This is a genomic window from Winogradskyella flava (assembly GCF_014243395.1).
Taxonomy (GTDB): Bacteria; Bacteroidota; Bacteroidia; order Flavobacteriales; family Flavobacteriaceae; genus Winogradskyella; species Winogradskyella flava.
Window position 1 is genome coordinate 301,664 of sequence record NZ_JACLCP010000004.1, and the last position, 24,541, is coordinate 326,204.

The following is a 24,541-nucleotide window of genomic DNA, read 5'->3' on the forward strand; positions in this document are numbered from 1 at the left end:
TTATTAAGACATTTTCTTTGCAGCTAAGGCCACGGCTTTTTCAATTCTGTTATAACTAGCACATCTGCATATGTTGCCATGCATGGCATTTCGTATATCTTGATTATCTGGATTCGGATTTTGCTTTAAAAATGACGTAGCCGTCATGATCTGTCCAGCTTGGCAATAACCGCATTGTGGCACATCCAATTCTTTCCATGCTTCTTGTACTGGACTCAATTTTTCTGTTGACAAGCCTTCAATAGTGGTGATTTCAGAATCTGTTAAGCTAGATGCTGGCACAGAGCAACTCCGCATAGCAACACCATCAACATGAACTGTACAGGCACCACACTGTCCAATACCGCATCCATATTTAGTACCAACTAAATCAAGTTCATCTCTGAGTACCCACAGTAGAGGTGTGTCGTCATCGATATTGACCGTCTTTTCCTTTCCGTTAACTTTTAAATTATAGCTTGCCATAGTCGTTATATTATTACTCTAAAGTTAAAGATTTTATTTCAATTAATTGATTTTAAGTAAGTTTCATAGTCGTCTTCGGTATCAATGTCAAGTAAATTTTCATTTTTGAACCTAATGATTTCACTTTTGTTTTTATTTAAAAATGATTTAGCACCATTGTCGCCTTTAATTTTTAGAAATTCTGAATAATACAATTTTGGAATAACAACAGGAATACCAAGGTTTTCACCATAACTAGAAGCAACTATTTTATTTGGCTGATTTTTATGACGATTAATCATTTTATTTAAAATAAATGCATCAACAAAGGGCTGATCGGCTAATATCATTAAAATGGCATCGTAATGGCGTGATTGTAAATGCCTAATGCCTTTTTTAATACTTGAGCTTAGGCCTGTTTTGTATTCAGAATTTATAATGAATTGAATATTGTAATGGTTTAGATTAGCTTGAATGACCTCTGCATTAGCACCCAGGACACAATAAATATCCGAGATTTTTGAGTTGATGGCATTTTCAATGCTAATTCCAAGAAGTGTTTTATCACCTACAGGTAATAATTGTTTAGCAACTCCCATTCGTGATGAACTACCAGCTGCAAGGATAAGAATAGCGATATGCATTTAGTCATTTTGAATATGCTAAAGTTATCGAAATTATAATTAAAAGTTTAATGAGATTTGTATTATGAATTTAATAATTGAAATAAAAGTTGGGCTAACTAAAACTACAGTTAATCATTATTGTACCCATTTTTTATCTGATAGCTTAAAATAAGACCATGCGTATTTCCTAAAGGCGAATTGTTAGTAGCGATGTTATAGTTATAAACAACTCTGAAATTATTAAACAAATATAGGCCAGCCAGTATATTGTAAGAATTGCTAGTTCGGTAACCAGCTCCGACTTCAAATTTATTTCTGATGCTAACAGCTAGGTTAAAATCTGCTTGTAAAGGAGCACCTTTTTGATGTTTTATTAACACATTTGGTTTAATGACTAATTCTTGAAATCTATTATTGAAAAAGCGGTATCCAAAATAACCATAATAGGTATTTACAATATTTATATTCTTGTCAGACACAAGCGCATCACCTATAACATTAGGTGAAGAAAGGCCAACATAGAACGTATTATGATTAAATAAAAAACCGAAACCAATGGTTGGCACAGATGCATTTATATCTTCAGCAAAAACGTCATCATTAATAATATTAAGTTCTGTTAAGTTATCCTGATATTGTTGCACACCTGCCGTAACTCCAAATGATAGCACATTAGGAATGTAATTCTGCCAATAAGGACGATCACTATCAAAGTCGAAATAAATTTTATAGGAGTAAGCAGCAAAAAAACTTGTGGACTTTGTGACACCTATCTCATCATTTATTATTCCGGCTCCAACACCCATCTTTTTTTGATTAAAAGAACCATGACCACTTAGAGCGAAGCTTCTTGGGCTTCCTTCAAATGGACTAAAGTAACCTGAATTACTTGTGGAAAATTCTGTGTTTGGCGTAAGTCCAGCATAGGCAGGATTAATAATAAACGGGTTGTAATTATACTCAGCAAACAAAGGTGTTTGTTGGGCAAAAACTGGATTTAATATTGGTAGTGTGAATCCAATAATTGCTACTAAAACAGATATTTTTTTTCTTAAATTCATCTAATTATCTTTTAATAACAACGTATCCTTTTAAGGTTTTAAAATTGTGCTCACCACTAATTGAAAATTGAAAGAAGTAAGTACCATCTGGTAGTTCGCCTGCTCCCATTTTAGTTTTTTTATTAGCGACACCTCTAAAGACATTAGATGTATTGTTATAATCATTAATCTCAAAAACTAAATCTCCCCATCTATTATAAATACTTACGGTGTTATTTGGATGCTCTTCAATACCTTCGATATTCCAGAAATCGTTAACACCATCGGCATTTGGCGAAAATCCGTATTTCACATCATTTTTTGGGACCAAGAGCGTCGTAAATAGGCTTTCTGAACAGTTTTCAGCTTCACCATTATTGTTATAAGGAATAATTGTGACATAATAGGTTGTTATGCTTTCTAAATCATCGTCAAAATTGTAGGTTGTTGTGAATCCAACATCGAGATTATTCACAATATCAGTACCTCCAGATACTGTACCCACTGATAATATATAACCATCAGCATTATCTATAGATTCCCAAGTTAAATCGGTTTCTATGGCAACATCAGTGGCCCCATCAAATGGATTTAATAGCTCTGAGCAAACAGGAGTTTTTACGATTTCAAATAGTTCTGAAGCACAACCAATGGCTTCAACTATTCCGTTTATTGGGATTATGGCTACAGTGACGATTTCATTACTTAAAAATGTATTAGTAAAGTCGTAAAAGGTCTCAGTAGTTTCGAAATTGGAAATATCATTATTTTCTGTACCAGAAATTGTTACTTTATACGATGTTGCATTCGCAACAGCATTCCATGTAATTTGATTAAGATTCGTTGCTACATCGACAGCACCACCTAATGGACTCGATAATGAAGTACAATTCGGTGTTTCAGGAATAATAGTGAAGCTTTCAGAAATACAACCAGTAGCTTCAATTGTTTGATTAATCGGAATAATTGTTACCGTTACAATTTCCTCATTTACAAATGTATTGGAGAAGCTGTAGAATGTATCTGTTGTTTCAAAATCGATAATATCATTATTCATAGTACCAGATACAGTTACTCTGTATGAGGTTGCATTTGTAGCAACATTCCAGGTGATTTGATTTAAATCTGTAGGTACATTAACTGCACCATCCAAAGGACTTGATAAAACTGTACATTCAGGTGTTTCAGGAATGATCGTAAAACTCTCATTAGTGCAACCCAAAGCTTCAACAGTGCCATCAATAGGAATAATGGTTACGGAAACCACTTCACTATTTGTAAACGGATTTGTAAAGTTGTAGAATGTATCGGTTGTTTCAAAATCTGTGACATTATTATCGGCAGTACCAGATATAGTTACTTTATAAGATGTTGCATTTGCAACTGGGTTCCAAGTCATTTGGTTAAAATCTGTTGGTATATTAATTACACCATTTAATGGACTCGATAGGTTAGTACAGTCAGGTATATCAGGAATAATAGTGAAGCTCTCTGATGTACAACCTGTAGCTTCAACAGTTTGGTTAATAGGAATAATGGTTACTGTAACCACTTCATCATTCAAAAATGTATTGGTGAAGTTGTAGAATGTATCTGTTGTTTCAAAATCGGTAATATTGTTATTCGCAGTACCAGAAACAGTTACTCTATATGAGGTTACATTTGTTAAGGCATTCCAAGTGATTTGATTTAAATCTACAGCAACATTAGTGTTACCATTCAAAGGACTTGCTAAAATTGTACAGTCAGGTGTTTCAGGAATGATGTTGAAGCTTTCAGAAGTACAACCCAATGCTTCTACAATACCATCCATGGGGATAATAATTACGGAAACGACTTCACTATTAAGAAATGGATTCGTAAAATCATAGAACGTATCACTAGTTTCAAAATCGGTAACATTATTGTTTGCGGTACCAGAAATAGTCACTTTGTAAGACGTGGCATTTGTAACGGGATTCCAAGTGATTTGGTTTAAATCCGTCGCGACATTTGGAGCAGCATCTAAAGGGTTCGCAAGGGCAGTACAACTTGGTGTCTCGGGAACAATAGTAAAACTCTCCGAAGCACAGCCAGTAGCTTCAACCGTTTGGTTAATAGGAATGATGGTTACTGTAACTACTTCATCATTCAAAAATGTATTGGCGAAGTTGTAGAACGTATCTGTTGTTTCGAAATCGGTAATGTCGTTATTTGCAGTATCAGAAATGGTTACTTTATAAGATGTTGCATTTGTGACGGCATTCCACGTGATTTGGTTTAAATCTACAGCAACATTAGTAGCACTATTCAGAGGACTTGCTAGAGTAGTACAGTTTGGTGTTTCAGGAATAATGGTAAAACTTTCTGAAATACAACCTGTAGCATTTTCAGTAGCATTAAAAGGTATAATGCTTACTGCTACCACTTCACCATTTAAAAAAGGATTGGCGAAATCATAAAATGTATCTGTTGTTTCAAAATTAGTAATATCATTGTTTGCCGTACCAGTAATAGTAATTCTATATGACGTTGCATTGGTAGCAGCATTCCAGGTGATTTGATTTAAGTTTAATGCAACATTAGTCGCACCATCCAAAGGACTTGCTAAACTTGTACAAACCGGACTTGTGGATATCGGATCTTCTGTAGTAAATGTTTCTTCACTACAACCAGTTGCATCACCTACAGCATTATATGGAATAATGGTGACGTAATACGTTCTACTATTTTGCAGGTCATTAGGAATATCATAAGACGTCATATTACCTACATCTATACTATTAGCGATTTCAATACCATTACTTGTGGTACCTATACTAATTAAGTAACCTGTGGCATCTGCAACAGCATCCCAACTAATATCAGTGTTAATAACTACGTCTATTTCATTGTTAACAGGACTGCTCATACTTGTGCATAATGGTGGACGAGGAATAGTTTGTGTTGTAAAATTCTCTATTGCACAACTGTTGGCATCACCTTCATCATTATAAGGTGTAATCGTAACGTCTATTGATGTTTCTTCAGGGAGATCAGTATTAAATTCATATGAAGTCACATTACCTACATCTTCATTATTTAGAATAACAATACCTCCAGGATTTGTAACTACATTTAGTCTATAGCCGTTTGCATTGGTTATTGGTGACCAACTTAAATCCGTCCCTACTTCAACTTCGGTATCTCCATTTAAAGGTAAAGTCAGAGTGGTACAATCAGGAATCGTTGCAGCATCTGTTGATATTGTGAAACTTTCTTCTGTACATGGCCCAATAGCTTCACCTTCATCATTAAAGGGGATAACGGTTACATAAACAGTTTCTCCACCAGTAAAGTCCACTGGAAATTCGTAGGTTGTCACATCACCCAAGGTTTCATTAATAATCGTACCACCTGGTTGTATGGTAATTTCTAATCGATAGCCACTGGCAAATAATACATCTTCCCAGGTTAAGTTGGTATTTACAGGAACGTCTGTGGCTCCATCCAGCGGCAAGACCAGTTGAGTGCATTCTGGAATTGGACAGTCTAAAACATCACCAATTATGGTCCAACCGAAATTGTCGATTATACTTTGTCGCTCTTGTAAGGCGTCGCAGTATAATAATGTCGATGCACCTAGTGTTATTCCAGGTGTAAGGGTAAGGTCCGACCAAGCAATTAAAGTCGCATCATAGTTTTCCCTTGATAAGCCTGAACGATCTAACATGTTCGTAGCATTAGTAACATTACTGATATCCCAAGTCACTAAATTTTGATTAAAAGCAGTGGCATCTCTAAACATACTTCGCATAGTGACCGTACCGATATTCCAAGCATCCATGGATTGGTTATATGCTATAGCGTCCCTGAACATATTCTCCATATTTGCAACACCTGTAACGCGCCAATTGTTTAAAGTTTGATTAAATGCCGTGGCACCATAGAACATATCTTCCATGGTAGTTACAGCACGAACATTCCAGCTATCTATGTTACTGTTAAAAGCTATGGCGTCTTGAAACATGCCTTCCATAGTGGTTACAGAAGCTACGTTCCAACTAGTCATGGCTTGGTTGTATGTTGCTGCACTTCTAAACATTTCTCTCATTGTAGTCACAAATGATACATCCCAGGAATCGATACCTTGATTAAAGAGTGCAGCACCTTTGAACATGGCTTGCATATTTAGGACCTCACCTGTATCCCAATTATCTAAAGGTTGATCAAAAGCAACTGCCTGCTCAAACATGGACATCATATTGGTAACAGAAGCAACATTCCAAGTATTCAATGGATTATTAAAAAGGGTGGCGCCATTAAACATCGAATCTGTAAGTGTCACAGAACTGACATCCCAAGAACTTAAAGGCTCATTAAAACTTGTGGCATCTTGGAACATGGAAGACATTGTTGCAACAGCACTAACATCCCAATCATCGATGGGTTGATTAAAGAGCGTTGCGCCCTCGAACATAGAACTCATATTTACAACAGAGTTAACATCCCATTGATTTAAGGGTTCGTTAAATGCAATTGCATTTTCGAACATACTAGATGTCGTCAGTACGTTGGTAACATTCCAGCTATTAATGTCTTGATTGAACAGAACAGCGTTAAAGAACATACCATTCATGTTCGTTACAGAAGAAACATCCCAAAGATTTAAAGGTTGATTAAAGGATATTGCACTAGCGAACATGCGACTCGTTATTGTAACGCTACTAACATCCCAATCATTCAGTGGCTGATTAAAGCTTGAAGCGTTGGAAAACATTTGACTCATGTTAATGACGTTACCAACATTCCACTGGGCTATGGGTTGATTGAAAGCGGTTGCCGAAAAAAACATTTCTTGCATAGTGTCTACGCTGCTAACATTCCAGCCACTTAAGTCACTGTTAAAAGCTGTTGCGCCATCAAACATTTCTTGCATTGTAGTAACACTGTTAACATTCCAATTACTTAAAGGTTGATTAAAAGCAGTTGCCCCTTTAAACATACTCTCCATAGTGGTTACATTACTCACGTTCCAATTACTTATTGGCTGATTGAATGCAGTAGCTGTTTCAAACATTCTCTGCATAGTGGTCACACTAGAAGTATCCCAAATATCAATATTTTGATTAAATGTGTTTGTTCTAAAGAACATTAAAGACATGTTTGTAACATTGCTCACGTCCCAATTGTTGAGCGGCTGATCGTATATTTCTGTTACACCAAACATTCCAAACATGTTGGTGACATTACTTACATCCCAAGAATTAATATTTCCATTGAAGTTTCTGCAGACTATAAACATTCTACTCATGTCTGTAACTGTAGATAGATTAGGAATATCCGTGGCTAGATATTCCATATTTTCGCAGCCGGCAAAACCACCTTGCATGCTTTGCCAAACTTGGGTTCCCCATTGATCTATGGATAGCAACTTCTGGGCATCACTATTAAATTCTTCATGTCGTGGAGCTGGAAAATCACCAATAATACTAATGGTATAAATACCTGGTACTAAATACGTATGTGTAATATCTCCAGTGACATTGTTGTTGTATTGTCCATCACCCCAATCGACAGAAAAATCATAAGTTATTCCTGATCTTGTTTGGAGTTTAAGCTGGTTAATAGGTGTCGTATTATTATTGTATTGAATCTGAGTATCATAAGTTAATTTAAACGCCTCTGGACTGTTTACCCAACTTTCAACAGTTTTAAAATAAATTTCTTGGCAGCCCACGGCTGGTCCTTCATCATTGTAAGGAATTACTGTAACATACACATTGTCTCCAGGCAAAAACTCATTGGTAAAAGTGACACTAACCACATTACCGACATCTTCATTATCAAAAATTATTTGTAAAATATTACCCATATCATCTTCTCGACGTATGCTTACGAGATAACCTGTTGCGTTAGGAGCAGGATCCCAAATGATATTTGAGTTTGCAGGCACATTAAGGTCGCCATCAATTGGTGAAATTATATTGGTACAGATTACAAAAGAACAATCTACACTATCACCTGTAATAGTCCAGTTATGATTGTCAATAAGGTCTTGTCTTTCGTCGATTCCTTCGCAATAGGTCAAAGTATTGGCGCCTAGTGACACGTTGTTTTGAACACTTTGAGCTGCCCAACCAATTAGGGTATTATCATAATTTTCTAATGTGAGATTAGAATTGCTCAACATATTGATCATATTGGTAACACTTGTAATGTTCCATGTTCCAAGAGTTTGGTCAAAAATAGACGCGTTATTAAATGCGTTACTCATATTTGTAACATTCGCGACATTCCAATTATCTAATGGTTGATTAAATAGAGGGCTATTAAAGAAAATGCCACTTATATTGGTAAGAGCACTCGTTGTCCAGTTGTTTAATGGTTGATTAAATTGTAAAGCAGCATTAAACATACTGCCCATATTGGTGACGTTGGAAACATCCCAAGTATCTATAGTTTGATTAAAATCTGGCGCATAATTAAACATTGAAGACATATTGGTAACGTTACCTACATTCCAATTGCCTATAGGTTGATTAAAATTACAACGTCTAAACATAGCGCTCATATCGGTGACGTTAGCAACATTCCAGTTATCTAAAGGCTGATCAAAAACGGTTCCTCCAAATAAACCATCAAACATGCCTTGCATACTAGTGACATTGCTTACATCCCAGTCGTTTAAAGGCTGATTGAACAATCTCGCTCTTTCAAACAATAAAATCATAGAAGTCACATTGCTTACATCCCAATTACCTATAGGTTGATTAAATACAGACGCTTCTTTAAACATACTATCCATTAAAGTGACATTGGAAACATTCCATTGGTCTAAAGGTTGATTAAACGCATTGGCATCTTCAAACATACGTGCCATATTTATGACATTACTGACATCCCAATTATTTAGAGGTTGGTTAAATACTCTTGCGTCTTCGAACATTTCGCCCATATCTGTAACATTGGCAACATTCCAAGAGTTCAAAGGGGAGTTATATTGAGATGTATTGGCAAACATTCGGAACATAGTAGTCACTTGATTCACACTCCAATTGTCAATATTCTGGTTAAACGATGCTGCTTCGTTGAACATACTGGTCATATCCGTAACGGAGGACGTATTCCAGCTATCCAATGGTTCGTTAAAGTTTCGGGCATCGAAGAATGTTTCAGACATATCGGTAACTGAGCTAACGTTCCAATTGTCTAAAGGGCGGTTAAAGATTCTGGCATCAGCGAACATACCTGAAATATCTATAATGGTAGTCGTGTCCCAATTATTCAGGATACCATTAAAGGCTGTACAATCCCTAAACATGTTTTTCAAGCTTATGACTTGTGATAAATTAGGGGAGTCAATGGCATCAAAGTTTAAGTTTCTACAGCCCCAAAATGCATTTTCCATACTTAACCATTGGGTGGTTCCCCAACTCAGAATTTCTTCTATTTTAAATCGGTCGCCTGTATTATTAAAATAAATTTGAGGAAATGTTCCGGATATATTGATGGTGTAAGCACCAACAGTGGCATAAGTATGGGTAATATTACCTGTAATATTTGTATCGGTATTGCCATCGCCCCAATCTACTGTATAATTGTAAGTCAATGCTGGATTTGTCGGTATCTCAATTTGGTTATCTAACGTAGAATTATTTTCAGTATTAGCTGTATTCCATATAGCACTAAAGTCCTGCGCAAAGACATTAATGCAAAACAATAGTGCTAGTGTAAATAGGAATTTTCTGTTCATATTGTTATGATCTTTTGAAATAGCTGCAAATTTTTGAGCCTAAAAAACGTAATATTATCGATAAAATAACCAAAAAACAAGTTAAACGGTATATTTTTGTGGTATTATTATCCGTTTTATATTTTATTACTTTTGTTTTTTTATTCTCACCTTGCAAATCTAGTTTAGAATATGATCTTATAATACCCTGAAAACCGTTAAATTTTATTTATGTAATCCATGCTTTTAAAGATGATATTTCACTTAAACTCGTCAAACCGACCAATCCATAATTCCTTATTTTTGCAAGAAAAATTAGCATGACAATTATTGATAATTTAAAATGGCGCTACGCCACCAAAAAATTTGATTCCTCAAAGCCTCTTTCCGAAACGCAAATTCAAACACTAAAGGAAGCGTTTAACTTAACAGCGGTATCTTACGGACTACAGACATTAAAAATGGTTGTGGTTGCGGATAAAACTATTCGCGAATCGTTAGTAGAATTTTCATATGGACAGCGTCAAGTAGTAGATGCCTCTCATTTGCTAATACTTTGTATACAGAATGAGATTGATGAAAAAGACGTAGAAGATCATTTTGATGCTGTAAAAGCTATAAGAAATACACCAGACGACATATTAGCCCCATTTAAAACACAAATGAAATCGACTATTGAAGGCATGTCCTCGGATAAAAAAATCAATTGGGCCACTAGACAAGCTTATATAGCTTTGGGTAATTTAATGACAGTTTGTGCTGTCGAAGAGATAGATGGTTGTCCAATGGAAGGTTTTATTCCATCTGCGATTGATAAAGCTTTAAACCTAAATAAATATGGTTTAAGCTCCGTTTTAATGTTTCCAGTCGGCTTCCGAGCCGTGGATGATATGTTTGCCGACTTTAAAAAAGTGAGGAAGCCTATATCAGACACCATTATTGAATTGTAAAACGTCTTCTATAGTCTTTTCAAAGACTTATATTTGTTTAAGAAAACTCAACATTCAAATTTATGCCTGGATTCGAATTATTTAGCGATTTAGAACGCAAAGAAGTTAACGATGTTTTAGATAATGGCGTGTTAATGCGCTATGGATTCGATGGTATGCGCAATGGCCATTGGAAAGCCAAAGAATTAGAGTCTGAATTAACAAAGACGTTTAATTCTAAATACGTTCAGCTTGTTTCTAGTGGTACAGCCGCAGTATCTGTGGCGCTTGCTTCGGCAGGAGTAGGAGCAGGAGATGAGGTTATTATGCCCACATTTACTTTTGTAGCGAGTTTTGAAGCTATAATTATGCTAGGTGCTGTTCCAGTTTTGGTTGATATTGATGATACATTAACATTAGATCCAGACGCTGTCGAAGAAGCTGTGACACCAAAGACAAAAGCCGTAATGGTTGTACAGATGTGCGGTAGTATGGCTAATATGGACGCTTTACGTTCAGTTTGCGATAAACATAACCTTATTTTTGTTGAAGACGCTTGCCAAGCTATTGGTGGTAGCTATAAGGGAAAGCCATTGGGAAGTATTGCAGATGTAGGTTGTTTTTCATTCGATTTTGTGAAGACTATCACTTGTGGAGAAGGTGGAGCAGTAGTAACTAATAAGCAAGATTATTATTCTAATGCAGACCACTACAGTGATCACGGTCATGATCACATTGGCAATGACAGAGGCGCAGAAACCCACCCTTTTTTAGGCTATAATTTTAGAATTTCAGAATTAAATGCTGCCGTAGGTTTAGCCCAAGTAAGACGTTTGTCTGAGTTTATCACTATTCAAAAAAGAAACTATACTATTATTCGAGAGGCCCTATCTCAGGTTCCAGAGGTCACCTTTAGATCAGTTCCAGATGGAGGCGAAGAAAGTTATTCATTTTTAAACTTTTTCTTGCCAAACTTAGAATCTGCCAGACAAGTTTCAAGAGCATTCAAAGATAATGATATTGATGTTTGTTGGAATTACTATGATAACAATTGGCACTACATAAGAAAGTGGGAGCACCTGAAAGACGCAAAATCTTTATATCCTTTAACTTTAGAAATTAAAGATGCTTTGAGAAAACTTAAGACCAAAGACTTTTCCAAATCAGATCATTGGATTGGGCGTAATATTTCTTGTTTGATAAAGCTATCTTGGACGGAAAAGGAGGTGATTGCTCGAGCAGAGAAAATGGTGCAACTCATTAAAGAAGCCTTTAAAAGCTAAGTTATTCTGACTGTATGGCCTTTGTATAGGCTAATAATTCTTTTTTCTGCGTTCAGATACATAACTTTATAAAAAATAAAGTTATGAAGCAGAATTATCTTCTTACCTCATTTTTATTGCTTTTACTTAATGTATTGGTCGCCCAACAAATGCCTATTAATTTCTCATTAGGCTCTCATGGTTTCAATGCTTTTGATAGCAGTAGTTTTGCATTCAATGTAGATCCTGTAGATCCCAATAATCCAACAGGTGAGTTTTTTAATGATGGTAGTGCAGCTTGGCAAGGGTTTTATCTGGATTTAGCTACTCCGATAGATTTGGATACTGAACAAATAATTACCTTATCATTCTACCAGTTTGATCCCAATATGCATTCCATTATGATAAAATTAGAGAATGGTACCAACCCCGATGTGGAAGTTGTTCAAACCAATTCAGGTTCTGGCTGGTCTTATGATATCCAATTTGACTTTTCAAATGCAACACTGAGTGGTGTAGGAACAGCACTGAATGCTACTGGAGCCTATTCAAGATTGACTATTTTTATTGATGGAGGAGAGACCATACCAGGAACATACATCATCGATGATATAAATGATGGTTCCCAACCTAATGATCCTAATGCGCTCGATGTCGTTTATAATGATTTGGTATGGGCAGATGAATTTGATGTCAATGGCGCCTTGGATTCAAATAACTGGTTTCAGCAAACACAGCTTCCTGCTGGAGGTAATTGGTTTAATGGCGAACAACAACATTATACCAATCGCATAGAAAATTCTTATGTCGATAACGGATTCTTGAATATTGTTGCGATAAAGGAAAGTTTTACCGACCAAAACGAAACAAAACAATATACATCGGCAAGATTGAACTCTAAGTTCGCATTTACTTATGGTAGGATAGATGTAAGAGCTAAGCTCCCTGAGGGCGATGGTACATGGCCTGCAATATGGACATTAGGAAAGAATATTAGCGAGGCTGGGGCGTATTGGCAAACTCAAGGTTTTGGCACTACAGGTTGGCCAGCATGCGGCGAGATAGATATAATGGAACATGGATTAGGGGCTGTAAATCATGTAAGTAGCGCTTTGCACACACCATCAAGCTTTGGGAATACCATGAATGTTCAGTCGTATATTTTAAATGATGTCGCCAATGAGTTTCATGTTTATTCCATGAATTGGTCACCAAATCAAATTACGTTTTTAATTGATGGCGTTGGCTTCTACACTTATAATCCTGCGGTAAAAAATGATGATACGTGGCCTTTTGATGAGGATCAGTATTTACTACTTAATGTCGCTATGGGTGGCATTGCAGGTGCCATAGATCCTAACTTTACTCAGAGTAGTATGGTTATTGATTATGTTAGGGTTTACCAAAACACGGGTTTGGGCGTAGACGATGTGTTTGAAAACGAATTTAGTATTTACCCTAATCCTGCATCTAGCACAATTCACATAAAAACAAATGCTCAAATCGAAAGTTTAGAACTATACAATACGCTAGGTCAAAGCGTTGTCTCCAAATATCGAAACACCAAAATATTGAATATTGAAAGTTTAAAATCTGGAGTCTACATTCTCAAGATAAAGTCAAACGGTAGCTCAGTTACTAAACGTGTATTGATAGACTAATAGTTAACGTAGTCAACAATCTCAAGACCATAACCAATCATACCAACACGCTTGGTCTGTAATGCATTAGATAATAACTTGAGTTTACTAATTTTAAGGTCATGTAAGATTTGCGCACCTATACCAAAATCTTTGGAATCCATAGGTATACGAGGCGCCTTAATCAATTTGCCATCAGTTTGTTCACTTTTAAGAATAGATAGACGAGACAACAAGTTCATAGACTCTGCTTGTTGATTAATAAATATAATTGCACCTTTTTCTTCTATGTTTATAGCATTGAACATATCGTCCAGCTTCTGATCGGCATTGTTGGTCAATGTACCAAGAATATCATTATTCACTAGGCTAGAATTAACGCGTGTAAGCACTGGTTCGTCAGATTTCCAGTTGCCTTTGGTCAGTGCAATATGAACTTGATCGTTGGTGGTTTGGAGATAAGCACGTAGTCTAAATCTCCCAAAGCGTGTTTCTATATCAAAGTCTTCTTTCTTTTCGATTAAGGAATCGTATTCCATACGATAGGCTACTAAGTCTTCAATGGAAACAATTTTGAGATCGAATTTTCTTGCAACTTCCATGAGCTGAGGTAAGCGCGCCATAGTGCCATCTTCATTCATGATTTCTACAATGACACCAGCTGGTTCAAAGCCAGCTAATCGTGCAAAATCAATTGCTGCTTCCGTGTGTCCGGTTCGTCTCAATACGCCACCTTCTTTCGCTACTAAAGGAAAAATATGACCAGGTCTTGCTAATTCAAATGGTTTAGTATCGTTATTGACTAAAGCTTTTATGGTTTTTGCTCTATCACTGGCAGAAATACCAGTGCTAACACCATTTCCTCTTAGATCCACGGAAACAGTGAAAGCCGTTTCCATAGGATCTGTGTTATTTCTTACCATCATGTTCAGTTCCAATTCCTCACATCGATGTTCCGTAAGAGGAGCACAGATTAATCCTCTACCATGTTTGGCCATAAAGTTGATCATCTCAGGAGTTACCTTTTCTGCAGCAGCTAAAAAATCGCCTTCATTTTCGCGATTTTCATCATCTACAACAATAATCACCTTGCCTTGGCGAATATCTTCAATGGCTTCTTCTATAGTATTCAAGCGTGTTTGGTTATTCACTGCGTTTGTTGTCATAAGCGTCCTCTTTACATGACAAAGATACGCTTATTTTATTTTGTATTGGATTTCAGTAATTTGGTTATTTGGATCTTTTGGATGAAATAAAATACAAAATAAAGTGGCAGTCCTAACAGTAGGAATAAAACAGCATTCATGCTTTTATTTTCACCTAAGTGCTTATATAAATCGGAATGCCTTGCAAATGATTTAATTAATGCCATAATGAATATAACAAAGATAACGATGCCAATAATGAAAAGCACATTACCTTCTGTTGGAAATTTGTTATTCTCCAATATTCTACCAGGAATCATAAATATTAATGCAATAACATATAGAATTAAGGCTAATTTAGAGTCTTCCTCATATTCATTTTTTAATCGAATCGTCTCTATATAATTCTGATCCGTAAGATTACCGGCAAGTTTTAGTTCTTGTTTTGTAACACCTCTTAGACTCAAAATTGAAATTGCGGAATTCTTATACTCAACAGTATAGTCAAAATCTCTATAGTTTTTAATTACATTAATCAGTTTATCGTTATCATATTCCTGCAAAGTTTTAAAAGCTTCAGAATTCTTTTCTAATTCCAAATTGCTTTCTTCCAATGCCTTACTTTTAATACGGAAGAGCTTTTTAAGTGGGTTTAAAATGGTCTCAATTTCAAAAGCACCTTTGTCGTTTGTGGCTCTGGAAGTTAAATATACACTCAAAGGTAGCATCACAGCCGTAGAAAGCCATGACCCTATAATTGGGCTAAACGTTCCTTTTTCCGCGCTATTCTTGGCAAAAATTCCGAAAAAATGATACGTTAAAAACAGTACAATAGCAATGACCATGGGCAAACCAATACCACCTTTTCTTATCAATGCCCCAAGTGGTGCACCAACAAAAAATAGTATAATACAAGCAAAGGCTAATACAAATTTATCATGCAAAGCAATGATATGTTTATTGAGCCATATGGCTTTGCTTTCAAAATTTTTCTTATTCGAATCAATGATTTGGTTAGTGCTACTTGCAGAATTGGAGGCTAGATTTAAAATTTGCACCTTTTTCGAGGTGTCAAATAGATCTAAAATTTCACCAGTGTAAAGGGTATCTTTTTTTATGGGTTCGAAATTACTATTTAAGGCATTGTAGGTAGTACGATTAAACAAGGTTTTTGAGAGCACTTTGTGATCTTCTTTACGCCTATCTTCCAAGCTATCGATGGTATATGTTAACTGGTCTATATTAAGCATAGAGTGGCGTCCCTTATAATTTTTCTCATCTAAATCTTCATTATTTAAAATCTCCAAGTCTACATTAATAATGTAGCTGTCAAAATAGCTTTTAGCATGAGGTCTATTGACGTTTTTTTGTCTGTCTTTATTTACTATTTCCTCATAATAGTTACCATTAATTAATTCGAGTTGAAGTACGTTTGAATTTATACTACTTTTTAGTTCTCCTTTTTCCGAAACAATGACTTTATAATTGCCATTTTTGGATGTATTCTTGTCATGAATAACAACACTCTCTAAAAATTGCCCTCTATCTCCAGTTTTCTTTTCAACCTTAATATTGATATCTCCAATCTCATTGAATTGGCCTTCTGCAATAGCGAGTGCAGGTTTTACCTTAGCAATATTTCGTCTTAAATTATAGAAGTTGTATTCTCCCCAAGGAATCACGTTGTTGGCAAAGAAGAAACAGGCAATTCCTAGTCCAACAATAAATACGCTAAGACTACGCATGGCACGTTGTAGAGAAATACCTGTGGATTTCATCGCGGCAAACTCATAATTTTCTGCAAAGTTACCGAAGACCATAATTGACGACAATAGAATCGTTAATGGTACTACCAAAGGGATAAGTTTTGGCATGTAATACAAAATGAATTTTGCAGTTACGGAAACATCCAAATCCTTGCCCGCGAGTTCAGCGATGTAGAGCCAAACACCTTGTAGAACAAAGATGAACATGAATATAATAAAGACGCTAAAAAACGTCCTTAAGAATGTGATAAGTATGTACCTATCTAATATTTTCACATATATGGGTTTAAACCTTAATCGATCTTGTTGATAAAGTAATCGCTATACTTACTTTCGTCAAATGTAAATAAGGTTTTTGAGATAGGCTCGTCCGTTTTAAAAGAATTAACGGTTAATGTGGTTTTTGTACCATTTTTACCAACTTCGATTAAATTGTAGATATGTTTTGTTGTAGCGTCTATTCCTAATAAGACATGCTTTATTTCAGAATTGGTGTCTATAGGACTTAACTTTACGTATTGAATTTTTCTTCCCTTTACGTTTTGAATAATATCCATTTTGTAAGCGTACCCGTCTTCATAGAACGATAACATTTTACTTGGAGTAATGGTGCCTTCATCTTCTGTGTTATCTGAAGAAATAGTGACTTCTTCATCCTCTGGGCTAATGGTGTATAGGGTCTTACCATCAAAGATTCTCGTAACACCTAAAATATTAAGTTTGTATTTTTCGCCTTCAATCACCACATCACCTCGAGTTTCTTGCTTTATGTTTTCACTGATGTTGTTCAATTCGTATTTAAAATCCAAACTGATGTTTTTGTACGCCTTTATCTTATTGCTCACTTCTGTCAATAATGCTTCTGCTTTTGCATCACTTTGAGCGAAGCCTATCATTCCCAACGCCAAAAATGTTATTATAAATAATCTTTTCATTTTATGTAAGTCTTTATTTTATTGTTTTTCTCTTGTTTATTTTTATAACAGACAGAGGACTAGCTTTAATATTATTTATTGCAACTGATCTTCTCTTGCCAAATGCCATTATGAACTTTCATTTTCTAAAAGTTGGTCCAAAGCTACTAAATCTGGCACTAATACTTGTCTGGCTTTACTGCCTTCAAAAGAACCTACAATTCCTGCAGCTTCTAACTGATCTATAATTCGACCCGCTCTGTTGTAACCCAATTTTAGTTTTCTCTGTAATAAGGACGCTGAACCTTGTTGTGCTGTAACAATGATTTCAGCAGCTTCTCTAAACAACTTGTCTCTGTCTGAGATATCTATATCAAGATTTGTGCCACCTTCCTCGCCAACATATTCGGGTAACAAGTGCGCATCTGGATAAGCTTTTTGTGAACCAATAAATTCCGTGATTTTTTCAACTTCAGGAGTATCAACAAAGGCACATTGAATACGAATTAAATCATTGCCTTGTGTGTAGAGCATATCACCACGTCCAATAAGTTGATCAGCACCAGAACCATCTAAAATGGTGCGTGAATCAATCTTGCTGGTTACTCTAAATGCAATACGCGCTGGGAAGTTTGCTTTTATAATACCTGTAATTACGTTTACGGATGGTCGTTGTGTGGCAATAATTAAATGTATACCAATAGCACGTGCTAATTGCGCCAATCTGGCTATTGGTGTTTCTACTTCCTTACCAGCCGTCATTATTAAATCAGCGAACTCATCAACAACCAAAACGATATATGGTAAAAAGGCGTGACCGTCATTTGGGTTTAATTTTCGAGCCTTGAACTTAGCGTTATATTCTGCGATATTTCTACAAAAGGCATTTTTAAGCATTTCATAGCGATTATCCATTTCTATACAAAGCGAATTCAGCGTATTAATTACCTTGGTGTTATCTGTAATGATGGCATCTTCGCTATCTGGAAGCTTGGCTAAATAGTGACGCTCAATCTTATTGAATAGTGTGAGCTCTACTTTTTTCGGGTCAACAAGTACAAATTTGACTTCGGCGGGATGTTTCTTGTATAATAACGACGTCAATACAGCATTTAAACCAACGGACTTACCTTGACCTGTAGCTCCAGCCATAAGCAAATGAGGCATTTTTGCTAAATCCACTACAAAGGTTTCATTACTAATAGTTTTACCAAAAGCAATTGGCAATTGCATTTTGGACTGCTGAAATTTCTGCGAAGCAATAACTGATCGCATGGATACGATAGTGGCATTTTTATTCGGTACCTCAATACCTATAGTTCCTTTTCCAGGTATCGGAGCAATAATACGTATACCTAACGCTGCTAAAGAAAGTGCGATATCGTCTTCGAGATTTTTTATTTTGGAAATTCTTATACCTGCATCTGGTACAATCTCATACAAGGTCACAGTAGGTCCAATAGTCGCTTTAATGCTACTTATACCAATCTTATAATTGAGCAGTGTTTCTACAATCCGGTTTTTATTTTCTTCTAATTCTTCTTGATCGATAGAGATACCTTCGTTATCATACTTTTTTAATAAGTCTAAAGGTGGAAATTGATAGTTGCCCAATTCTAACGTTGGATCAAATAGTCCAAAATCTTCAACTAATTTATCGGCCAAGTTATCTGTTTCGGATTTTTCTTCTTTAGTGGCTTCAACTTCAACTTTTAATTCTGGAATGTCAACTGTTTTCTCAACAGGTTTCTTGTCCACTTCCATTTTTAGGGTATCAGTCTTTACTTTTGGTTTTGGCTGACTATCTTCTGTAGGTTCCGATTTATCAAGCGGAATCTCATAAGCGGATTTTATGGCTTCAGCTTCTTCGGTTAAGCTATTGTCAATAATAACAGCAGTGTCCTCATCATTTGACTGAAACGTCACATCATCTTTAATATCGCGTTTCGCGCGCTTAAAAAGATTTACAAATGTATCTCCAGTAAGCTTAAAACGAATGGCCAAATAGGTGATGAGACCAAAGAGTAGAAGCAGTGCCACCCCTATCTTACCTATATAATCTTGAAAGAAATGATTCATTTCAAATCCTATAGTTCCACCAAGGATATCATATTTGTGGGTGAAGAAGCCAAAGAAAATAGATAGCCAAATGACGATTAAAGTACCCCAAATCCAATGTTTTCTTAGTTTTCCTTTTTTGAGATTCAATGTCACATAAATTCCGGAAAGAAAAATTAAGCCAGCAAAAATAAATGATGGTATTCCGAACCCCTTGATTATAAAAAATTCGCTTACCCAAGCACCTAATTGACTTGCCCAATTCTTGTAGGCGTCTGAACGTTCTGGGAAATTAGTTAAGACACTCTGATCTTCCTTACCTGTGAAAATATACGATACAAACGAAATAAAAAGAAGCACACCTAAAATTATCAACAAGCTTCCAAAAACGAGCTTTTGTTGATCGGATAACTTAAACGACAGCTTTTTTGATTTTGCCTTAGGTTTAGCCTTGGTTCTCGTATTTTTTTTTGTGGTTTTTTTTGCCATTTTATGCCGAATTCATTTCGGTAACTATTTTCCGAAAAACCGGAAATCTATTTTACTCGTAATCTTTAGCTTTTTTGGAAATACCATTGACGTAAGCATCAATTATTTTTAATTCTTTTGCTAACTGACAACCCTCAAAACTGTTAATATCTTCGTAGGTTATGCTGGAGTTATAGAATTCTAAATATTGATTTGCCAAAGGTAAATACGACCAATGCCATTTTTCTAAACTATATCCTGTTCTACCATTTTCTTTATCGGTATAGACTTGATAAAAACCAAATGCATTGGCATGGGTTTTAAGCCATTCATAAGCCATAAATCCTTTTCCGCTGTTAAAATACGAATTATTTAAACTATTCAAATCCATATCTGTTCCCCAATGATGTCTCGAAGAACTTGGCATGGAACTATATTCTAAGATTTTCAACGCACGATCAATAGGTTTTAAATCTTTATACCTTTTCCATTTACGTTCCCAAATCGCTTTTTGTTCATTGAAATTTCGTGTTCCTGATAGTATTTTTAATTCAATACCATCTTTATTTGCTGAGTCCACCATTTGAAGAAAAGCTTTGTAAACTTGACTATTTAGATAAATCTCTTTTGTTGAAAATTCTGGACTTACTTTTACAAAAGTAGAGTCACTTTTATAATCGAACTTTCCTAGAACAAATGCTCTCGAGATCATTAATGTATCAATTTGCCTTGTAGGTTTTATAGTGTCCTTTTGAATTTCCTCAAAGTCAATGACAGCAGTGTCCTTTGTTTTAGTATTGCAGCTAGAGATTATTAAACTTATAACAATAAATATCAGTAGTTGCTTCATTTTAAAAAATACGAGTTCGCAAAGGCTTATAATTGCACTTATGTAACGCTTGTTTAATGAGTTTGGTATTAAAAAAACTTAGGTAAATAAATGATCGCTGCAATAATCACTGCCACAATTGAAGCAATAAAAACGGCACCAGCGGAGATATCTTTAATGAGTCCAATCTTTGGATGATGCTCTGGATGAATAAAATCTGCTATATATTCAATAGCAGTGTTTATACCTTCGATACTCATTACCAATCCTATCATGGCGACTTGGGCAATCCATTCTGTTGCAGAAATATCAAAATAAAAACCGGCAATAGTCACAACGACGGCTATAAAGACTTGTATTTTAATACTAGACTCGGTTTTTACAAGAATAAGCATGCCTTTAAATGCATAGCCTACACTCTTGAGCCTATTGATAATAAAAGGTTCCTTTTTTTGCATCAACTTGTATTGAGAAGTGTCCTATGGTGACTTTGATTACTTTAAAGCGTCTAAAGCCGCCTCGTAATTAGGTTCGTCAGCAATCTCGGAAACTTGTTCTGTGTGTAACACAGTACCATCTGTATCAATAACAACTATGCAACGTGACAATAAAGTTTCAAATGCGCCAGTTTTAAAGGTTACGCCATATTCATCTCCAAAGCGACCTGTTTTATAGTCTGAAAGACTTTCAACATTTTCAATACCTTCAGCGCCACAAAAACGAGCCATTGCAAATGGTAGGTCCTTAGAGATACATAAGACTTTAGTGTTTTCTAATTGGCTAGCCTTTTCATTGAATGTTCTAATAGACTGAGCACAAGTACCTGTATCAACACTTGGGAAAATATTAAGTACTAATCTAGCATCTGCAAATTCAGAATTTGCTTTATCTGATAAATCAGTAGCAGTAAGTTTAAAATTAGGTGCTTTGCTACCAACTTCTGGTAAATTTCCTATAGTTTCTACTGGAGTTCCTCCTAGTGTTACGTTTGCCATGTTATGATGTTTTAATTTTTGTTAAAAATAAAAAAAGGGTTTGTGATAATTGTGAATAAAATGATAATGTTTCCAACAAAAAAGCCATATTATAAGGTGTGAATAATATGGCTAAATTTTTACTTTATGAGTAACTCTATCTCAACTCAGCACCAAGTTTACTCTCAAAATTAGATTGTAGCTTAGACATGAGTTTATCAATTTGCTTGTCTGTCAATGTTTTGTTTTCATCTTGAAGCGTAAAACTTACGGCATAACTTTTTTTGCCAGCAGGAAGATTTTTTCCTTCATAAACATCAAACAAGTTCACGTTTTTGAGTAATTGTTTTTCAGTTTGCTTGGCAATGGTATGAATATCTTCAAAACTCACACTATTATTCAATAATAACGCAAAGTCACGTCTCACTTCTGGGTATTTAGGAATAGCGTTAAACTTGATTTTATTGTGCTGTGCCATTTCCAATACATTATCCCAATTAAAATCAGCATATAACACATTTTGGGAAATACCAAAATGTTTCAAGACTGACTTTTTTACCAATCCGAAATCTACCATTGTTTTCTTTCCCAATGAAAGGCTCACGCCCTCGCTAATGACATCAGATTTGGTTGGTGCTGATTTTAGACGCTTTAAACCTAAGCGCTCTAAAGTACTTTCAACCGTACCTTTTAGAAAAAAGAAATCACTTGGTTGTGTTTGTGAATTCCAGCGTTCTTCGTTTTTATTTCCTGTGACGAACAATGAAAGATGTTTATGCTCCGCTCTATTTTCAGCATATTGATGGTAAGTTTTACCAAATTCAAAAAGTTTTAAATCACTGCGCTTTCTGTTAATATTGTGAGCCAAAGCTTCCAGACCAGAAAACAGTAAGGATTGGCGCATTACCTCCAAATCATTACTCAAGGGATTGAGCATCTTTACATTATGATCTTCATTTAAATCATTGCTTAATGCCATATATTTCGGAGAGGTCAATGAATTGGCCATAATTTCAAAAAAGCCTTGAGAAGCTAATTGATTACCAATAACATTTTGAAGCTTGTAATCTTCAAAACGAGAAGAGTTGGATATTGATGCATTTAACTTTTCTGTTGTACCAACATTATTATAGCCATAAACTCTTAAGATTTCTTCAATGATATCCGCCTCACGCTGTACATCATTGCGATAAGCAGGAACTGTTAAGCCTAATCCAGTTTCCGTAACATTGTTCACTTTAATGTCCAAGGAAGTTAGAATACTTTTTATAGTTTCTCTTGGAATCTCTTCTCCAATCAATTTTTTGGCATTATCAAAACTCAAGCGCACCTGAAAATCTTCAATCTTGATCGGGTAGGAATCAGAAATATCACTACTGATTTCACCTCCAGCGATTTCAGTAATTAAAAGTGCTGCACGTTTTAATGCAAATTCAGTAATATTTGGATCGATACCTCTTTCAAATCGAAAAGAAGCATCTGTATTAAGACCATGGCGTTTAGCTGTTTTTCTGATACTTACAGGATCAAAATAGGCGCTTTCCAAGAAAATATTATGCGTGTTTTCAGTAACACCAGAATCAATACCTCCAAAAACACCTGCAATGCACATTGGTTTTTCGTCATCACAGATCATTAAATCATCTTCATATAATTCTCTGACAACACCATCTAAAGTTGTAAACTTTGTGCCAGGTGCACAAGTTTTAACAACAACTTTATTTTTGGATATTTTATGAGCATCAAAAGCATGGAGCGGCTGTCCCAATTCATGAAGTACATAATTAGTAATATCTACTATGTTATTTATAGGTGATAGACCAATAGATTTTAAACGACTCTGTAGCCAACTTGGAGATGGTTCTACCGTAACATCAGAAATGGTTACACCAGAGTATCTTGGACATTTCTCCTTATCTTGCACATCGACATCTATTTTAAGTGACCTCGCATCGACATGATAAGCACTCAAAGATGGTGTTATCAATTCCAGAGGAATCTCCTGTTGTAATAAACCAGCTTTAAGATCGCGAGCAACGCCATAATGACTCATGGCATCTGCACGATTTGGTGTTAATCCGATTTCGAAAATAGCATCATTTTCGATATTAAATACTTGTGCAGCAGGAATACCGACTTTAAGTTTAGGATCTAGGACCATAATGCCATCATGCGACTCACCAAGACCTAACTCGTCTTCGGCACAAATCATTCCGTGGCTTTCCTCGCCACGAATTTTACCTTTCTTTATTTTCCAAGCCTCACCTTCAGCAGTATATAAGGTCGTGCCAATAGTCGCTACAGGTACTTTTTGTCCTGCTGCTACATTAGGTGCACCACAAACAATTTGTAAAGGGGTGTCAGCACCAATATTTACTGTGGTCACTTTTAAGCGATCTGCATTGGGATGTTGTTCGCAAGTCAATACTTCACCGATAATAATACCATGCAATCCTCCTTTTACGGATTCGTAGCGTTCAATGCCCTCAATCTCAAGGCCTAGATCCGTAAGAAGTTCTCCGGTTTTCTCAGCGTCCCAATCTATATTTATAAACTGCTTAAGCCAGTTATATGATATCTTCATGTCTCAAATAATCAAGGAACAAAGATAATAATAGTTGTTTCCTAATGAAACATCCATTACTAAAATTTAATCACAATATTAATGGGCTTACATGGATGTTCAACATAGTCATTAAAATGATGAATTATAAACGCGTTAAATATGATTTTGCCTTTTTTATGTAAGGACA

Annotated in this window: 15 protein-coding genes; 3 read left to right on the top strand and 12 right to left on the bottom strand. The window is 35.6% G+C overall.

Annotation, left to right across the window (positions count from 1 at the left end; genetic code table 11):
- Positions 1-3: 3 nt before the first annotated feature.
- From H7F21_RS14115 to H7F21_RS14130, 4 genes are all read right to left on the bottom strand, one after another.
- The gene (locus H7F21_RS14115; protein WP_185789942.1) at positions 4-465 is read right to left on the bottom strand and encodes a (2Fe-2S)-binding protein; all 462 of its coding nucleotides are present in this window, start codon (positions 463-465) and stop codon (positions 4-6) included.
- Between the two features lie 38 nt (positions 466-503).
- Positions 504-1,088, bottom strand: a complete 585-nt coding sequence (locus H7F21_RS14120; protein ID WP_185789943.1) for a nucleotidyltransferase family protein — start codon at positions 1,086-1,088, stop codon at positions 504-506.
- 110 nt (positions 1,089-1,198) lie between these two features.
- Positions 1,199-2,131 (bottom strand): PorP/SprF family type IX secretion system membrane protein, encoded by a 933-nt coding sequence (locus H7F21_RS14125; RefSeq protein ID WP_185789944.1) that lies wholly within the window; start codon positions 2,129-2,131, stop codon positions 1,199-1,201.
- A 4-nt stretch (positions 2,132-2,135) separates the two neighbouring features.
- Positions 2,136-9,824, bottom strand: a complete 7,689-nt coding sequence (locus H7F21_RS14130; RefSeq protein ID WP_185789945.1) for a BspA family leucine-rich repeat surface protein — start codon at positions 9,822-9,824, stop codon at positions 2,136-2,138.
- A gap of 299 nt (positions 9,825-10,123) precedes the next feature.
- On the opposite strand from H7F21_RS14130, the gene H7F21_RS14135 reads away from it, so the two are divergent.
- The 3 genes from H7F21_RS14135 to H7F21_RS14145 all read left to right on the top strand — a co-directional run bounded on the left by H7F21_RS14135 (position 10,124) and on the right by H7F21_RS14145 (position 13,655).
- Entirely contained in the window at positions 10,124-10,753 is a 630-nt protein-coding gene (locus tag H7F21_RS14135) for an NAD(P)H-dependent oxidoreductase (protein WP_185789946.1), read from the top strand.
- A 62-nt stretch (positions 10,754-10,815) separates the two neighbouring features.
- A complete protein-coding gene (locus H7F21_RS14140; RefSeq protein ID WP_185789947.1) occupies positions 10,816-12,015 on the top strand; it encodes a DegT/DnrJ/EryC1/StrS family aminotransferase in 1,200 nt (399 codons plus the stop codon).
- Between the two features lie 83 nt (positions 12,016-12,098).
- On the top strand, positions 12,099-13,655 hold the full coding sequence (locus H7F21_RS14145) for a glycoside hydrolase family 16 protein (protein WP_185789948.1): 1,557 nt from the start codon (positions 12,099-12,101) through the stop codon (positions 13,653-13,655).
- Here the strand turns inward: H7F21_RS14145 and ribB are convergent.
- From ribB to pheT, 8 genes are all read right to left on the bottom strand, one after another.
- Positions 13,652-14,800: a 3,4-dihydroxy-2-butanone-4-phosphate synthase gene (ribB, locus tag H7F21_RS14150; protein ID WP_185789949.1), complete on the bottom strand. Its 1,149-nt coding sequence runs from the start codon at positions 14,798-14,800 to the stop codon at positions 13,652-13,654. The two genes, H7F21_RS14145 and ribB, sit on opposite strands and share 4 nt — an antisense overlap.
- A 35-nt stretch (positions 14,801-14,835) precedes the next feature.
- Positions 14,836-16,821 (bottom strand): LptF/LptG family permease, encoded by a 1,986-nt coding sequence (locus H7F21_RS14155; protein WP_185789950.1) that lies wholly within the window; start codon positions 16,819-16,821, stop codon positions 14,836-14,838.
- A gap of 17 nt (positions 16,822-16,838) precedes the next feature.
- Positions 16,839-17,480: an outer membrane lipoprotein periplasmic chaperone LolA1 gene (lolA1, locus tag H7F21_RS14160; protein WP_185789951.1), complete on the bottom strand. Its 642-nt coding sequence runs from the start codon at positions 17,478-17,480 to the stop codon at positions 16,839-16,841.
- 108 nt (positions 17,481-17,588) lie between these two features.
- Complete coding sequence (locus H7F21_RS14165) at positions 17,589-20,006, bottom strand: FtsK/SpoIIIE family DNA translocase (protein WP_185789952.1); 2,418 nt, start codon at positions 20,004-20,006, stop codon at positions 17,589-17,591.
- Positions 20,007-20,058: 52 nt separating this feature from the next.
- Positions 20,059-20,835 (bottom strand): M15 family metallopeptidase, encoded by a 777-nt coding sequence (locus H7F21_RS14170; protein ID WP_185789953.1) that lies wholly within the window; start codon positions 20,833-20,835, stop codon positions 20,059-20,061.
- Positions 20,836-20,903: 68 nt separating this feature from the next.
- Positions 20,904-21,272: a diacylglycerol kinase gene (locus H7F21_RS14175; protein ID WP_185789954.1), complete on the bottom strand. Its 369-nt coding sequence runs from the start codon at positions 21,270-21,272 to the stop codon at positions 20,904-20,906.
- A gap of 36 nt (positions 21,273-21,308) precedes the next feature.
- Positions 21,309-21,809, bottom strand: a complete 501-nt coding sequence (gene tpx / locus H7F21_RS14180) for a thiol peroxidase (protein WP_185789955.1) — start codon at positions 21,807-21,809, stop codon at positions 21,309-21,311.
- A gap of 136 nt (positions 21,810-21,945) precedes the next feature.
- On the bottom strand, positions 21,946-24,372 hold the full coding sequence (gene pheT, locus H7F21_RS14185) for a phenylalanine--tRNA ligase subunit beta (RefSeq protein WP_185789956.1): 2,427 nt from the start codon (positions 24,370-24,372) through the stop codon (positions 21,946-21,948).
- Between the last annotated feature and the right edge of the window lie 169 nt (positions 24,373-24,541).